We start from the raw sequence: 15,643 nt of genomic DNA, 5'->3' as shown, positions 1-15,643 counted from the left end.
CCAGCTGGCTTTTTTGCAGTGATGTAGGTTGCTAACTCATTCGCCGAACCAGCCTTGGGTTTGCGCGTAGGCCAATCGCTGCGCCAGATAAGCCCATAACGCAGGGCAGCCTTGCTCGATCGGTTCGCGAATGCGGCCAACGACACGCTGGTAACTGATGCCGTTCTCGCGCCAGCTTTGGCCATTATTAGCCAGGTTCAGCAGTACCGGCATGGCGCGGTCGGCGGCGTGGGCAAAGCGTGCTTCGGCTGTTTCACCGGTTTCGAACTCCTGCCAGAGTGCCAGGAATGCACTGCCTTGCGCTGCTGGTAGCAGTCCGAATATGCGTTTAACCGCAGCCAGCTCTGCTGCTTTACGCTCTTCCCAGCCTTCGGTGGCGTAGACGATGGTGTCGCCGGTGTCGATTTCGCCAATGTCATGCACCAGTAGCATGGCAATGACGCGGTGAATGTCGACTGGCTGTGGTGCATACGGTGCCAGCGAGGCGGCCAGCATGGCAATCTGCCAGCTGTGCTCGGCGGAGTTTTCCTGACGCGCCAGGCCTAATGGCCGTGTCTTGCGGGTCACGCCCTTGAGTTTGTCCAGTTCCAGAATGAAGTCGATGATTTGCTGCATGATGTGCCTCGTGGCTAAGCTGGCGCGATTCTAGCGCAGCCACTATTCGGTGTCAGGCCTCGCCCTGCTGCAGCTTGCCCAGCGTGGCGGCACGTGCCAGACCAGCGCTGGCATCTTGCATGCTGGCGCTACCTGCCAGGCTGCCATGTTGTTGCAGCAGGCGCAGCGTTAATTGCAGACTGCTGTGGATCTGCTGGGCCAGGTCCAGGCTGACTGCGTCGAGCCGGTTTTGTCGGCCTGGCTGCCGTCGTCGCTCACCTGGTGCACTACTGTCTGCAGTAGTTGAGCTGCCGGCGTCGTAAAGCCTGCCGGGCAAGGGCCATTCATCTTCTGCCGGCATCGGGCGGCCGGTCAGCTCCCCCATCAGCTGTTCAAATTCGCGAATCAGGCTGCCGGTCTTGCCCATTTGGGCGTGATGACGGATGCCCAGCATGGTGTTGTCGCGCAGCAGCAAGCAGCGCCGCAGCAAAAAGCGCAACTTGCCATGTGCCAGCGCGCGCAGCGCCCCCATTTGCCCCCCCTCGGCTGCCAGACGCAGCGCATCCAGCCAGCGTGCCCAGTCCTGGTACTCGCTGGCCAGCGGGCTGCTGTCGTTCTCGTCTGGTGGCTTGTGGTCTGGTGTGCGCGCGGGAGGTTGCGGCCAACCTTGCCCGCCTAGCGGGCTGACCAGTTTGCGGCGGATGCTGTCCATGACTATTCCTTGCAACACCTGATAAAAACATTATCAGATAGTGGCGCGGAAAACTTTAACGACATCACTCAGGCATCAGGGGTGGTGTGCTGATTCTATAGGCCTGTATTGGATTTTCAACACGGGGCGCTGGTGTGCCAATCGCAAAAAAACGACGCGTTCGATAATTCAATAACCAAAATTTGGCAATTGATATGTAGGTTTCGGTCGGCAATGCTCGCGGCGTGTTGGTGCTGCCACAACGGGCTTACATACTTGAGAGACATAACCTTGGCTGAAAGGGATCAAGCATGAAGCTACTCGCCATCATGGCGTGTTTGTGGGTGACGCCGGCTTTTGCCATCAGTGTGGTGTTTCTTAACTATGGCAAGCAAGAAGAAGCCCACTGGCATAGTGCCAGTCGCGCCATGCAGGCAGCCGCCCACGACTTGAAAGTACGGCTGGAAGTGGTATATGCCGAGCGCAAGCAGCAGCGCATGCTGGAGGCTGCCAGAGCACTTGCGGCACGGCCTGTTGCCCGACGGCCTGATTACGTGATTTTTTCCAACGACTTTGCGCTTGGCGCAGAGCTACTGCCGATACTGGATGGCGCCGGTATCAAGACTTTCATGGCTTTCAGTGGCCGTGGTGACGATCAGGATATCGGCCTGCCCCGGCAGCGTTATCGTCACTGGTTGGGTTCGCTGGACCCGGATGCCGAACAGGCGGGTTATATGACTGCCATGGCCCTGATCGAGCAAGCCAGACGAAACGCCCCGCAACGCAAGTTGCATCAGCTGCTGGCTATTGGCGGTGATCCGCTTACGCCATCATCGGTACGCCGTAGTGCCGGTATGCGGCGTGCGGTGAAGGAGTCGGCAGATGTGACCATGGTGGCTGAAGTCTACGCGGCTTGGGATCAGCAACGCGCTAGGCTGCAGGCAGAGTGGCTGTTTCAGCGCTTTCCGGAGCCGGAAATGGTGTGGGCTGGTAACGATCTGATGGCGTTTGGTGCCATGCAAACGTGGGCAGCCTGTTGCAGCCAACGTGGTACCACGCCTTTGTTCAGTGGCATCAATAGCTCGGATCAAGCATTGCAGGCCCTGTCGGACGGCAAGCTGGCAGCACTGGCCGGCGGCCATTTCATGACAGGGGCCATGGCGCTGGTCATGCTGTATGACCACGCCAAAGGCAAAGATTTTGCTGATCTGGGGCTGGAGCAGACGTTGCCGGTGTTCATTCTGTTTGATCCGGTAACGGCCAGGCGCTTTATGCAGCGTTTCAAGGGGGCAGACTTTTCCAGTATCGACTTTCGCCGTTACAGCCGGGTGCTGAACCCCGCACTGAAGCAGTATGCTTTCTCGTTCCGGCCTTTACTGCAGTAGTGTTATCACGCCAGTTGCGTCGCCAGCCCGTACTCGTCGATGAAATCCAGCAACGCCGTCAGTGCCGCCGGGCGGTGGCTGCGGCTGGGGTAGACTGCGTAATAATGATTGTCCGGCGGCGGGTGGTCCGGCAACAGGCGCTGCAGGCTGCCGTCGGCCAGCGCGTCACGCACCATGAAGCGTGGCAGCAGGGCAATGCCGGCACCGGCGACGGCCAGCTGGCGCAAGGTGTTCAGATTATTGGCGCGCAGCCTGGCGTGGCTGGCGTCTACCCGTATTACATCCCCCGCTTGTTGCAGCGGCCACTGTGGCAGTACCCCGTGCATCAGTAGCCGGTGGCTTGCCAGTTCGTCAGGGGTCTGCGGCCAACCTTCCTGTGCCAGATACGCTGGCGACGCCACCAGCACGCGGCCTACCGGCCCGATACGGCGTGACACGAAACTGGAATCGGCCAGCTGGCCGGTGCGTAACGCCAGGTCAATACGCTCGGCGATCAGGTCCAGTTGCGCATCGCTGATCACGCATTCCACCGTTACCGCCGGATGGCGCTGCTGAAACGCCGCCAGCAAACCCGGCAATAGCAGCGTGCCGGAGGCTTCCGGCGCAGTAATGCGCAAGGTGCCGGCTGGCGCGTCGCGCAGCCGGGATAATGCTGCGTCGGCCGCGCTGGCGGCATCCAGCATTACCTGACAATGCTGCAGATAGACCTGGCCAGCCTCGCTGAGGGTGAGGCGGCGGGTGCTGCGGTGCAGCAGCCGCACCCCCAACAGATTCTCCAGCTCGGCCACCCGCTGGCTCACCGTCGATTTGGGCAGCCCGCTAACGCGTGCCGCGGCGGTAAAGCTGCCTTCGCGGGCAACCAGCGCAAACAGCGCCATGGCGTCCAGTTTCATTCTTATTGTCCGTAATAGCGGATAGTCTTTCCGGATTATAGCGGCTAATCAATTCAATCCAATGGCGGCACACTGGCTGGCATAGACAAGTCACCAAGGAAACCGCATGTCCATTACCGTGATTGCCACCCTGGGTTGCCAACCCGGCCAACGCACCGCCTTGCTGCCGCTGCTGGATGCCTTGCGCCAGGCCACCTTGCAGGAGCCAGGCTGCCTGCAATACGTACCCAATCTCGACCCGACCGCACCCGACTGCGTGGTGATGGTCGAGGCCTGGCAAGACCAGGCTGCGCTGGACGCACACATCGCCAGTACCCATTTCCAGCAGTTTCGCGAGCAGGCCGCACCGTTGCTGGCCAGTCTCGATATCCGCTTGCTGCAACCGCTCTAATCCTTGAAAGGAATACCGATGAAAGCCATCGCTGCCTTTGCTGGCCTGTCCGCCGACCACCCACACTCGCTGCAGGACATTACCTTACCCACCCCGGTCGTCCATGGCCACGACCTGCTGGTGCGCGTTCACGCCATTTCGGTCAACCCAGTGGATACCAAGATTCGCCGCAGCTTGCCCGCCACCCCGCAGGAAACGCCCCGTGTGCTGGGCTGGGACGCTGCTGGCGTGGTAGAGGCGGTGGGCGAGCAGGTAACACTGTTCCAGCCTGGCGATCGCGTCTGGTACGCCGGGGCCATTCAACGTGATGGCAGCAATTGTGAATACCAGCTGGTGGACGAGCGTCTGGTTGGCCGCATGCCGGCAACGCTGGACTTTGCTGCGGCTGCCGCCTTGCCGCTGACGGCCATTACCGCGTGGGAGCTGCTGTTTGACCGGCTGGGCCTGCACCAGGGCGGCCATCACGGCGAGCGCTTGCTGATTGTGGGCGCCGCCGGCGGGGTGGGCTCCATCTTGATCCAGCTGGCACGTGCGCTAACCGGTCTGCAAGTGATTGCCACCGCGTCGCGCCCGGAAAGCCAGGCGTGGGTGCGCGAGTTGGGGGCGCAGCAGGTTATCAACCATCAGCAGCCACTGTCGGCAGGGCTGGGCGCGCTGGGCGTGCCGGAGGTGGATTACGTGATCAGCCTGAATCAGACCGACCGCCACTTCGAAGAGATCGTCAAGGTGCTGAAGCCGCAAGGCAAGCTGGCGCTGATCGACGACCCGGAGCCGATCGACGTGCGCCTGTTGAAGCGCAAAAGCCTGTCGCTGCACTGGGAACTGATGTTTACCCGTTCGCTGTACGCCACCGGCGACATGGTGGCACAGCACCAGCTGCTGCAGAAGGTGGCCGACATGGTTGACGCCGGGCGCATTCGCAGCACGCTGGCGGCACAGCTAGGCAGCATTAATGCGGCCAACCTGCGTCGTGCTCACGCGCTGCTGGAAAGCAATGCCGTGACCGGCAAGCTAGTACTGGCCGGTTTTGACGACTAAGCCACACATCGGCGGTGCCAAACTTATCGCAAGCGGCAGTGTGCGGGTGGCTTTGCTAAGGTGACTGCAGTCCATAAGCCTTGGAGTCATCATGCCCGACATCAGCCGCCGCGATTTTCTGAATGGCCTGGCCTTTACCGGCGCTGCCGCCACGCTACCTGCCAGCGTGGTGCTGGCCGCATCACCGGGGCTGTATCCACCAGCGCTCACCGGCTTGCGCGGTAGCCACCCTGGCGCCTACGAGCAGGCGCACCAGTTGGCATGGGGTGGCCAGCGGCCAGCCGGCAAGCCGGTTGCCCCGGCAGAACAGTACGATCTGGTGGTGACTGGCGCTGGCATCAGCGGCTTGGCGGCAGCGTATTTTTACCGCCAGCAATACCCGGCTGCCAAGGTGTTGCTGCTGGACAATCACGACGACTTTGGCGGCCATGCGCGCCGCAACGAGTTCAGCGTTGGCGGCAAAACGCTGATCAGCTACGGCGGGACGCAGTCGTTCGATCACCCTGGGTCTTACAGCAAGGTGGCTAGCAAGCTATTGCGCGAGCTCGGTATCGACCTGCCCGCGCTGGCGCAAGCCTACGACCTGCAATACTTTCAACGTCACGGCATGAGCAGCGGCGTGTTCTACGATGCCGCGCATTTTGGTCGCAACGTACTGCTGCGCAGTGCGCAGCCCACCACCGATGCCCCTTCCGCGCAGGCAGCTGCCTGGCTACCTGGCATGCTGGATGCGCCGCGTTTTGCCGATACGCTGGCGCGGGCGCCACTCAATGCCGCGCAGCGCCGGCAACTGCAGGCCGTGCTGGCTGGCGGGGCGCAGCCGGCTTTGGCCGCCTGGCTGCGCGACGGCAAACGGGCACCGCGCTTCGAGCAGTTGCGCTACACCGATTTGCTGCGCGAGGTGTACGGTATCCGCGATACGGCCTTGCTGCTGCTGTTGAGCATGCCGCTGGCAGAGGATGCCGCCTTGGGCGGCAATGCCATCACGTTGCCGCTGGCTCTAGAGGGCGGCTTGCTGGGCTTGCCATCGGCAGCCCGCCTGGCGGACTGGCTGGATGACGACAGCTTGTTGCCAACGGAGGATGAGACAGAAGACGATGCAGAAGGTGACGCGCTTTACGTTCATCATTTTCCGGATGGCAACGCCACGCTGGCACGTCTGCTGGTACAGCGCCTGATCCCCACTGTGGCCAAGGTGACGAACCCGGTGCAGTCAGTGGCCGCCGCATTCGACTACCGCAAGCTGGACCAGGCTGACAGCCCGGTGCGGCTGCGGCTGCGCAGTCTGGTGGTGGAGGCGGTCAATCAAGGGCAGGGCGTGCGAGTGCGCTACCTGCGCGACGGCAAGTTGTACGAGGCCACTGCACGGCACAGCGTGATGGCGGGTTGGCACATGTTGGCCGCACACATCTTGCCCGAGCTGCCCGCCAGCCAGAAAGCGGCCATGCGCGCCAACTTGAAGTTGCCGCTGGTTTACGTGCAGGTGGCACTGCGCCGCTGGCCTGCCTTCCAGCGTGCCGGCGTCGCTGCAGCGTATTGCCCGGGCAGTTTCTTTCAGTTTGTGCAGCTGGATTTTCCGGTGCGCATGGCGGCGGTGGCGCCGCCAGCAAACACTGATCAGCCAGTGGTGCTGCTGATGATCCGCATGCCCTGCCCACCGTTGGGCGAGGGCGAGGTCCCCGACTTGCTGCGTCAAGGCCGGGCCGAGCTGCTGGGCGCTGATTTTGCCAGCTACGAAAACCAGGTGCGGCAGCAGTTGCAGGCCATGTACGGCGCCCATGGCTTTGACGCCAAGCGCGACATTGCGGCCATCACCGTCAACCGCTGGGCGCACGGCTACACCTGGGAAGATGCCCAGTACCAAGGCGAGCCGGCGCACACATTGGCGGCGCGGCCGCTGGGTCGCATCGTCATGGCCGGCACCGATAGTACTGGCAGGGCATACACGGACGCCGCCATCGATGCGGCCTGGCAAGCGCTACGGCAGTTGCCCCGCCCCTGATGCCAGGCTGCCGCGGCAGCGGGTGCGCTGGTATAATGTGCGGTTTGCCAATATGGAAGGTGCAATCCGTGCGCTATCGTCTTGCTGTGCTGCCGCAATACCTGCTACCCAAACAGGCACTGACCGAACTGGCTGGCCGCATTGCCAACAAGGCCGGCGGTGAAGCCACCACGCGCCTGATCGAGCGTTTCATCCGACGCTACAAGGTAAACATGGCGGAGGCGGCCAACCCGGACCCGGCCAGCTACCCCACCTTCAACAGTTTTTTTACCCGTGAGCTCAAGCCCGGTGTGCGCCCGCTGGCGAATGCCGACTATGTATGCCCGGTGGATGGCGCCATCAGCCAGTTTGGCGCCATCGAGCAAGACCAGATCTTCCAGGCCAAAGGCCATAGTTACAGCACCACCGCGCTGGTGGGGGGTGACCGCCAGTTGGCCGCACAGTTTGAAAACGGCCACTTTGCCACCATTTACCTCAGCCCGCGTGACTATCACCGCATCCACATGCCGGCCGACGGCCGCCTGCTGCGCATGATCCACGTGCCGGGTGAGTTGTTTTCGGTCAACCCCACCACTGCCCGCGGCGTGCCTGGTCTGTTTGCGCGCAACGAGCGCGTGGTGTGCGAATTTGCTACCGATAACGGCCCGTTCGTTCTGGTGCTGGTAGGCGCCACCATCGTGGGCAGCATGGCCACCGTGTGGCACGGCGTCGTTAATCCGCCGCGCAGTGGCGAGGTGCGCGAATGGCGTTACGACGATCAGCACATCGTGCTGAAAAAAGGCGACGAGATGGGGCGCTTCCTGCTGGGTTCTACCGTGGTCTTGCTCTACCCCAAAGACAGCGTGCGCTTCAATAGCGATTGGTTGCCGGCCAAACCGGTACGCCTGGGCGAAGCGATGGCGCAGCAGCTCCCGCGCTGATCGCTTGCCTGAAGCAAACAAGGCCGCCCCGCATGGGGCGGCCTTGTTGCGGCTTGCCTACTGCCTTACTTCACCGGGCAGCTGTTGGCCACGCGGTAGTCAGAGACCTTGATCTTGCCTGCAATGATGGCCTGCTTTGCCTGGTTGATCTGCTTTTCCATGGCGGGCGTGATCAGTGCGCGATTGTGCTGGTCCAGCGTCCAGTCCATGCCGCCTTCCTTCAGCCCCATCGACACCACGCCGGGCTGCCATTTGCCTTGCTTGGCATCCATCATTACCTGATACACCACATTATCGACGCGCTTCACCACCGAGGTCAGTACCCGGCCCGGGAACAGGTGGTTCTGGTTGCTATCGACCCCGATGGCAAGTTTGTTGCGATCTTTTGCAGCCTGCAGCACACCCAAGCCTGTGCCTGCTGCTGCATGGAAAATCACGTCTGCGCCACGGTCAAACTGGCTAAGTGCCAACTCGCCGCCGCGTGCCGGGTCGTTGAAGGCGGCGGAGGTGGTGCCGGTCATATTGCTGTATACCACGGTAGCCGCTTTAGCGGCCTTGGCCCCCTGGGCAAAGCCGCAACCAAAGTTGCGGATTAGCGGCGCATCCATGCCGCCGATGAAACCAACCTTGCCAGTCTTGGACGCCAGGGCTGCTGCCATGCCGCCCAGGTAGGCGCCTTCGTGCTCGCGGAAGGCGACGGACTGAATGTTGCCACCCTTGGCGACGTCATCGACGATCACGAACTTGACCTTGGGAAATTCCGGCGCCACGGCTTGTACCGGCTGGGTAAAGGCAAAGCCTACGGCTACCACCAGATCGACATTGCGGCGTGCCAGATTACGCAGCACTTGCTCGCGCTGGGCGTCGTTATTGACCTGACCTTCTCGGTAACTGATGCCGGTAGCTTTCTTGAAACGCTCGGCGCCCTGAAAGGCCGCCTCATTGAAGCTCTTGTCGAATTTGCCGGACGAGCCGTAAATGACCGCAGGGCTAAAAGCGTGTGCCGTCGTGGCGAGTGTCAGGGTGAAGGCGAGGGCGGTCAGTTGGCGTGGCATCATACGGGCTCCGAAAAAAATCTTCATGTTGCTTCCTTGGATGTTACTTCCAAGGAAGATAAATCGCCGGCATTCTACGCAACTTACCTGCTGGCTTCAAGGCCGGCCCATCAGCAGACAGCCAATCCTGGGCATGAAAAAAGCGCCCCGAAAGGCGCTTTTGGTTGATTCCTGGTTCAGCTTGGCTTACTGGGCGGCAGAGGCTTGCGCCGGTGCGGCCGCAGTCAGGCCCTTCCAGGCACCAGCCTGCAGCTGGTACAAGCTGACAGCACCGTTCTTGATGTCGCCGTTCGGTTCGAAAGCAATAGCGCCTGTCACGCCTTGCAACTGGGTTTTGCCGATTTCAGGCAGGAATCTCTTCGGATCGGCCGAATCTGCACGCTTCATGGCATCAATCAGCACCCGTGCTGCATCGTAGGTGTACGGTGCGTAGGCCTGGATGTCGGTCTTGAAGCGGGCCTTGAATTTGTCGTTGAAGCTGGCAAAACCCGGCATCGCTTCTTTGGGGGCACCAGCGCTGGATGCGTAGGCGCCTTCAGCATCCTTGCCACCCAGTTTGGCAAACTCCGGCGTATTGACGCCATCGGCGCCCATGAACGCGGCCTTGATGCCCAGTTTGCGCAGCTGTTTCACCATCGGACCCGCCTGCGCATCCATGCCGCCGTAGAAAATCAGGTCCGGATTCTGGCCTTTCAGCGAGGTCAGGATGGCCATGAAGTCGGTAGCGCTATTGGTGGTGTACTCGCGCTTGACTACCTTGCCGCCGGCCGCCTCGACCGACTTGGCAAAGTCATCGGCCAGGCCCTGGCCGTAGGTGGTGCGGTCGTCGATGACGGCAATGCGCTGTGCCTTCAGTTGCTCCACGGCAAACTTGGCCAGTGCCTGGCCCTGCTGCAGATCGTTGGCAATGATGCGGAAGGTATTGCTGTAGCCCTGCTGGGTAAATTTGGGGCTGGTAACCGAGCCGGCCACCATCGGCACGCCGGCGTCGCTGTAAATGCGGGAGGCCGGGATGGCTGCGCCGGAGGTCAGGTGGCCTACAACGGCAACGACACCGCTATCGATGAAGCGTTGCGCCACTTGGGTGGCGGTTTTCGGATCGGCCTGGTCGTCTTCCGATACGACTTCGAACTTCACTTTCTGGCCGCCCAGGGTTACGCCACTAGCGTTGGCTTCTTCCACGGCCAACTGCACGCCATTGTCGGCATCGCGGCCCCAGTGGGCAAACGGGCCGGTCAGCGGGTTGGCAGAGCCGATCTTGACGGTAAGTTCACCACTGGCGGCGGTGGCGGCAGCAGCACTGCTTTCTGCAGCAGGTTGGTCTTGGCCGCCGCAGGCAACCAGCGAGGCAGCAGCAGCTGCAATCAGCGAAGCATTGATGATTTTGTTCATGGTAAAGCTTGTCCCTGCCCCTGCGCGGGGGCATTTTTATGATGGATGCAGGTGGTTTTGTGGCGTGACTGCCTGCACCCTGGTGGGGCCGGCAAGACTGCAGGTGCTTGTAGTCGTACCAAGGGTGGCGGTGCGGCTACAAAGCAGGGAGGTGGCGAAAGGATACAATCGGCACTAGGTGCACCATCTTAGCTAGCGCACTCTTATTGTGCAAGTGCAATAAAAAACGGCACCCGAGGGTGCCGTTTTGATGCTACTTGAGTGAGCTGGTGCTTACTGGGCTGCGCTGGCAGCCGGAGCGGCGGCAGAAGCCGGGCCACCTACGGTAGACACCACTTCCCACTTGCCGTTCTTCACCTGGTACACAGTTACCGCGCCGTCTTTGATATCGCCTTTTTCGTCAAATGCGATCGGGCCGGTTACGCCGGTGTAGTTGGTTTTGGACACTTCAGGCAGGTACACTTTCGGGTCGGTAGAGCCGGCACGTTTCATGGCTTCTACCAGGACGCGTACTGCATCGTACTGGTACGGTGCGTAGATCTGTACTTCGGTGTTGAACTTGGTCTTGAACTTTTCGTTGAAAGCAGCAAAACCCGGCATCTTGTCGCGCGGCATACCGCAGCTGGAAGAGTACTGACCCTCGGCTGCATCGCCAGCCAGCTTGATGAATTCCGGTGTCTGCCAGCCATCACCACCCATCAGCTTGGCCTTGATGCCCAGGCGTTGCATTTGCTTGGCCAGCGGGCCGGCTTGTGCATCCATACCACCGTAGAACACCACGTCAGGTGCGGCACCCTTGATCGAGGTCAGGATGGCGTTGAAGTCGGTAGCGGTGTTGGTAGTGAACTCACGCTTCACCACAGTGGCGCCTTTGGCCTTGATGGCTTTTTCGAATTCGTCAGACAGGCCTTGGCCGTAAGCGGTACGGTCGTCAATGATGGCGACTTTTTTGGCTTTCAGGCCGTCAACTGCAAACTCACCCAGCGCCTTGCCTTGCTGAACGTCGTTAGCAATCACGCGGAAGGTAGTCTTGTAACCCTGTTTGGTGTAGTCCGGGTTGGTGGCAGACGGGGAGATCTGCGGAATACCGGCATCAGAGTAAATCTTGGAAGCCGGAATGGTGGTGCCGGAGTTCAGGTGGCCAACCACGCCGACCACGCCAGCATCGACCAGGCGCTGGGCAACCTGGGTACCGATTTTCGGATCGGCCTGGTCATCTTCGGAGACCAGTTCGAATTTCACTTTCTGGCCGCCGATCTCAACGCCTTCAGCGTTCAGATCTTCGATAGCCAGTTTGGAACCCAGCTCGTTGTCCTTGCCCAGGTGGGCAATCGGGCCGGTCAGCGGCGAGACCTGGCCGATTTTGACAACGACTTCACCGCCAGCGCTGTCAGCCGCTGCAGCGGATGCTTCGCCAGCCGGTTTTTCTTCCTTGTTGCCGCAAGCAGTCAGTGCAATGGCAGCAGCCGCGAAAAGGCTCAGACGAGCAAATTTATTCATCTTGTGTTTCCCCTGATCTTAAGTCTGTGACTTTGGTAAACCTGCCTTACATCTTTTGGATGAGCAGATGCGGAGGATTATGCGGAGCCGGTTCTTTCAGTGTCAACGCGGGTCGCCAACAATGTCCTGAATATTGTCTGACAATGATTTTGGGCGTGCCTCTTTATGGTGTGCTGCAACATGCTTTTATTGAAGGTTATTTTCACAAATGAACAAAGGCGCACCATCAAGGTGCGCCTTTGGAAAAAAAGCAGGGCTTTTTCTAGCTTTTTGCGCCACAGTTAAGGGCGCGCTGCTGTCGTATTTCTGCATCATCACTTGTTGCAATCCAGCCACCAAGATGGGTTTCGGCCAAGTCGCCCAGCGCCGAGATCCATGCTGGATGGTCGTTCAGGCAAGGGATGTAACGATATTCTTTGCCACCATGTGTCAGGAAGTCCTCTTTGCCTTCCATGGCAATCTCTTCCAGTGTTTCCAGGCAATCACTGACAAAGCCCGGGCACATGATATCGATTTTGGCCACGCCTTCTTTGGCCAATTTGGTCAGCACCTCGGTCGTATAAGGCTTGATCCACTCGGCTTTGCCGAAGCGGCTTTGGAAGCAGACGACGTATTCATCTTTGGCAAGGCCCAGTGCCTCACCCAGTAGACGCCCGGTTTTCAGACACTCGCAGTGGTAGGGGTCACCTTTGTCCAGGGTAAAGCGAGGTACACCATGAAAGCTCATTACCAGCTTGTCGGCGCGGCCATTAACGCGCCAGTGCTCGCGTACGCTATGCGCCAGTGCCTGGATATAGCCTGGGTTATCGTGAAAATGCCGCACTGTGCGCAGTTCGGGCATGTTGCGCATGCGCATGAGCGTACGGAAAACGTCGTCCAGTGCAGTCGCGCTGGACGAGCCAGCGTACTGGGGATACAGCGGCACCACCAGCAGCCGTTCTACGCCTGCTTGGCGCATGCGCTGAAGTGCGTCTTGTACTGAAGGTTGGCCGTAGCGCATCGCGTAATCCACCACCAGATGACGATGGCCACGCTCACCCAATAGCCCTTTCAGCAAACTGGCTTGCTTGCGGGTATTGACCAGTAGAGGAGAGCCTTCTGCTGTCCAGATGGATGCATACTTGGCAGCACTTTTGCGCGGGCGGACATTCAGGATGATGCCGTTGAGAATGAACCACCACACAGCCTTAGGTATCTCGATAACTCGGGTATCGGAAAGAAACTGCTTCAAATAAGGGCGTAACGCTTTGGCTGTAGGGGCTTGCGGAGTGCCCAGATTGATCAGCAGTACGCCGGTTTTGGGGGTGTAATCGTGGCGGAACGGGGGTTCTTGCAGTAGGGCGGGCATGATTTGTCCAGTACAAAACAGGTGGCCCAAGCTTAACGCGCTTGTGGCAAAAAGCAATGGCCGCCTTGGCGACCATTGCAATAGAAAGCGACCAGCCTCGGGCGGGCCAGGGCTGTCACCCGATTGGCGTTAATCAGTCCTCGCGAGCGGGTGCCAGCACGGTACGGTTGCCATTGGTTTCCATGGCGGATACCACACCGGCAGCTTCCATTTGCTCGATCAGGCGGGCTGCACGGTTATAGCCAATGCGCAAGTGGCGCTGTACCGACGAGATGGACGCCTTGCGTGTTTTCAGCACAATGGCGACCGCTTCATCGTACAGTGGGTCGGCCTCGGCATCGCTGCTGCCACTAGCGGTGAAGTCGCCGCTAGCGCTGTCTTCGCCTTCGGCCGCGCCGGTGAGGATGCCCTCGATATAGTCCGGCTCGCCGGTTGTCTTGAGGAACTCCACCACCTGATGCACTTCGTCATCCGCCACGAAAGCGCCGTGAACCCGCAGCGGGTAGTTGGTGCCCGGTGGCTGGTACAGCATGTCACCCTGGCCCAGCAGCGTTTCCGCGCCCATCTGGTCCAGAATGGTACGACTATCGATCTTACTGGACACTTGAAAGGCGATGCGCGTCGGGATGTTGGCCTTGATCAGGCCGGTAATCACGTCCACCGAGGGGCGCTGGGTAGCCAGGATCAAGTGAATGCCGGCGGCGCGGGCTTTTTGCGCCAGCCGCGCGATCAGTTCTTCAATTTTCTTGCCCGCCACCATCATCAGGTCGGCCAGTTCGTCGATGACCACCACGATCAGTGGCAGCGCCTCCAGCGGCTCTGGGGTTTCCGGTGTCAGACTGAACGGGTTGGGAATCTTCTCGCCGGCTTTTTCGGCCTCGCGTATCTTCTGATTGAAGCCTGCCAGGTTGCGCACGCCCAGCTTGGACATCAGCCGGTAACGGCGTTCCATTTCACCAACACACCAGTTCAGCGCGTTGGCCGCCTGCTTCATGTCGGTCACTACCGGCGCCAGTAGGTGCGGAATGCCTTCGTAGACCGATAGTTCCAGCATTTTCGGGTCTACCATGATCAGCCGGGCTTCCTGCGGTGTGGCTTTGTACAGCACCGACAGGATCATGGCGTTGATGGCAACCGATTTGCCGGAGCCAGTGGTGCCTGCCACCAGCACGTGCGGCATCTTGGCCAAGTCGGCCGAAACCGGCTGGCCGGCAATGTCTTTGCCCAGCGCCATGGTGAGGCGGGACGACATGTTCTGGTAGCCTTCGGAGCCGATGATCTCCGACAGCCGCACGATCTGGCGCTTCGGGTTGGGCAGCTCCAGACCCATATAGGTCTTGCCGGGAATGGTCTCTACCACGCGAATGGAGACCAGGCTCAAGGCGCGTGCCAGGTCCTTCATCAGGTTGACGATTTGTGCGCCCTTAACCCCGACCGCGGGTTCGATCTCGTAGCGGGTAATCACCGGGCCAGGGTAGGCGGCAATCACTTTCACATCCACGCCAAAGTCGGCCAGCTTGCGTTCGATCAGGCGCGAAGTGTACTCCACCGTCTCTGCCGAAACGGGCTCGCCTTGCTCTTTGGGTGGTGCCAGCAGCGGCAAGCCGGGCAGGGCATCGTCACCGGGTGCGGCAAATAGCGATTGCTGTACCGGTTTCACGGCTTTGGGCGAGAGCGGCACTTCCAGCACGGGTGCCTCTATGCGTAGCGGGGGTTTCTCGTCGATTTTTTTCTTTTCCTGCACCACTTTCTCGTCGCGCTGCTTGGCGACCTCCCGGCCGATTTCACGATCTTTGCTGGCCTGCCACGCTTGCCAGGCGCCAACCGTTGCGTCTTCGATCTTGCCGCCCAGGCTTTCCATCAGGTTAAGCCACGACAGGCCGGTGAATAGCGAGATGCCGATCGCAGACAATACCAGTAGCAGTAGCCCGGCACCTGTGGCGCCAAAAGCATGGGCGCAAACTGTGCCCAGTGACTTGCCTAGCATGCCGCCAGCGCCGGCAGGCAAAGTCAAAACTTTGCTGCCGAAAATCAGTGCTTCCAGGCTGGCGGTGCAGATCAGGGTAAGCAGAAAGCCGAGCAGTGCAGCCCATGTCATCGGGCCGGTCTGGAAGTGGGTTTGCTCGATTCTGCGGTAGCCCCAAACGATGGCAAACAGGCAAAAGCCGACCATCAACCAGGCAGAGTAACCAAACAGATATAAAAGAATATCGGACAGCCAGGCGCCAAAGGTGCCGCCATAGTTGTGAACCTGGGTATCGGCAGAGCTGTGCGACCAGCTGGGGTCGCCAGGATGGAAGCTGGCGAGGGTGATGACGAGGTAAACAGCGGTGACGGCCATTAGCAGCCACCACGCCTCCCGCAGCAGTGCGGCCAGCTTGGGAGGCAAGGGTTGGGTGTTTCGGACAGCAGCTTTACGCTTGAACAGGCGCAT

General features: G+C 60.3%; 13 protein-coding genes. 5 read left to right on the top strand and 8 right to left on the bottom strand.

Annotated elements, in window-relative coordinates; genetic code table 11:
- Positions 1–36: 36 nt before the first annotated feature.
- Both ACK4FZ_RS01535 and ACK4FZ_RS01530 read right to left on the bottom strand, forming a co-directional pair.
- Positions 37–615, bottom strand: coding sequence for an HD domain-containing protein (locus ACK4FZ_RS01535; RefSeq protein WP_409817977.1), 579 nt, complete (start codon positions 613–615; stop codon positions 37–39).
- A gap of 52 nt (positions 616–667) precedes the next feature.
- Positions 668–1,306, bottom strand: coding sequence for a hypothetical protein (locus ACK4FZ_RS01530; protein ID WP_409817976.1), 639 nt, complete (start codon positions 1,304–1,306; stop codon positions 668–670).
- A 290-nt stretch (positions 1,307–1,596) separates the two neighbouring features.
- Here ACK4FZ_RS01530 and ACK4FZ_RS01525 point away from each other — a divergent pair, with 290 nt between their 5' ends.
- On the top strand, positions 1,597–2,670 hold the full coding sequence (locus ACK4FZ_RS01525) for an ABC transporter substrate-binding protein (protein WP_409817975.1): 1,074 nt from the start codon (positions 1,597–1,599) through the stop codon (positions 2,668–2,670).
- A gap of 5 nt (positions 2,671–2,675) precedes the next feature.
- Here ACK4FZ_RS01525 and ACK4FZ_RS01520 read toward each other — a convergent pair whose 3' ends face one another.
- Positions 2,676–3,563 carry a LysR family transcriptional regulator gene (locus ACK4FZ_RS01520; RefSeq protein ID WP_409817974.1) on the bottom strand — a complete coding sequence of 296 codons (888 nt, stop codon included), beginning with the start codon at positions 3,561–3,563 and terminating at the stop codon, positions 2,676–2,678.
- Between the two features lie 106 nt (positions 3,564–3,669).
- Between ACK4FZ_RS01520 and ACK4FZ_RS01515 the strand changes: the two genes are divergently transcribed.
- The 4 genes from ACK4FZ_RS01515 to asd all read left to right on the top strand — a co-directional run bounded on the left by ACK4FZ_RS01515 (position 3,670) and on the right by asd (position 7,914).
- Positions 3,670–3,954: a putative quinol monooxygenase gene (locus ACK4FZ_RS01515; RefSeq protein ID WP_409817973.1), complete on the top strand. Its 285-nt coding sequence runs from the start codon at positions 3,670–3,672 to the stop codon at positions 3,952–3,954.
- Between the two features lie 18 nt (positions 3,955–3,972).
- Positions 3,973–4,992 carry a zinc-binding alcohol dehydrogenase family protein gene (locus ACK4FZ_RS01510; RefSeq protein WP_409817972.1) on the top strand — a complete coding sequence of 340 codons (1,020 nt, stop codon included), beginning with the start codon at positions 3,973–3,975 and terminating at the stop codon, positions 4,990–4,992.
- A gap of 91 nt (positions 4,993–5,083) precedes the next feature.
- On the top strand, positions 5,084–6,994 hold the full coding sequence (locus ACK4FZ_RS01505) for an NAD(P)-binding protein (protein WP_409817971.1): 1,911 nt from the start codon (positions 5,084–5,086) through the stop codon (positions 6,992–6,994).
- A gap of 68 nt (positions 6,995–7,062) precedes the next feature.
- Positions 7,063–7,914: an archaetidylserine decarboxylase gene (gene asd, locus ACK4FZ_RS01500; protein WP_409817970.1), complete on the top strand. Its 852-nt coding sequence runs from the start codon at positions 7,063–7,065 to the stop codon at positions 7,912–7,914.
- A 65-nt stretch (positions 7,915–7,979) separates the two neighbouring features.
- On the opposite strand, the gene ACK4FZ_RS01495 is transcribed toward asd, so the two are convergent.
- The 5 genes from ACK4FZ_RS01495 to ACK4FZ_RS01475 all read right to left on the bottom strand — a co-directional run bounded on the left by ACK4FZ_RS01495 (position 7,980) and on the right by ACK4FZ_RS01475 (position 15,643).
- Positions 7,980–8,972, bottom strand: a complete 993-nt coding sequence (locus tag ACK4FZ_RS01495) for a BMP family protein (RefSeq protein ID WP_409817969.1) — start codon at positions 8,970–8,972, stop codon at positions 7,980–7,982.
- A 183-nt stretch (positions 8,973–9,155) separates the two neighbouring features.
- The gene (locus ACK4FZ_RS01490; RefSeq protein ID WP_409817968.1) at positions 9,156–10,361 is read right to left on the bottom strand and encodes a branched-chain amino acid ABC transporter substrate-binding protein; all 1,206 of its coding nucleotides are present in this window, start codon (positions 10,359–10,361) and stop codon (positions 9,156–9,158) included.
- A gap of 273 nt (positions 10,362–10,634) precedes the next feature.
- Positions 10,635–11,861 carry a branched-chain amino acid ABC transporter substrate-binding protein gene (locus ACK4FZ_RS01485; protein WP_409817967.1) on the bottom strand — a complete coding sequence of 409 codons (1,227 nt, stop codon included), beginning with the start codon at positions 11,859–11,861 and terminating at the stop codon, positions 10,635–10,637.
- 262 nt (positions 11,862–12,123) lie between these two features.
- Entirely contained in the window at positions 12,124–13,209 is a 1,086-nt protein-coding gene (hemH, locus tag ACK4FZ_RS01480; protein ID WP_409817966.1) for a ferrochelatase, read from the bottom strand.
- A 133-nt stretch (positions 13,210–13,342) separates the two neighbouring features.
- A complete protein-coding gene (locus tag ACK4FZ_RS01475; RefSeq protein ID WP_409817965.1) occupies positions 13,343–15,643 on the bottom strand; it encodes a DNA translocase FtsK in 2,301 nt (766 codons plus the stop codon).

Source organism: Vogesella sp. (genome assembly GCF_046297735.1).
In the GTDB taxonomy this organism is placed as follows: Bacteria; Pseudomonadota; Gammaproteobacteria; order Burkholderiales; family Chromobacteriaceae; genus Vogesella; species Vogesella urethralis.
This window is presented reverse-complemented; position numbering and strand designations above follow the sequence as displayed.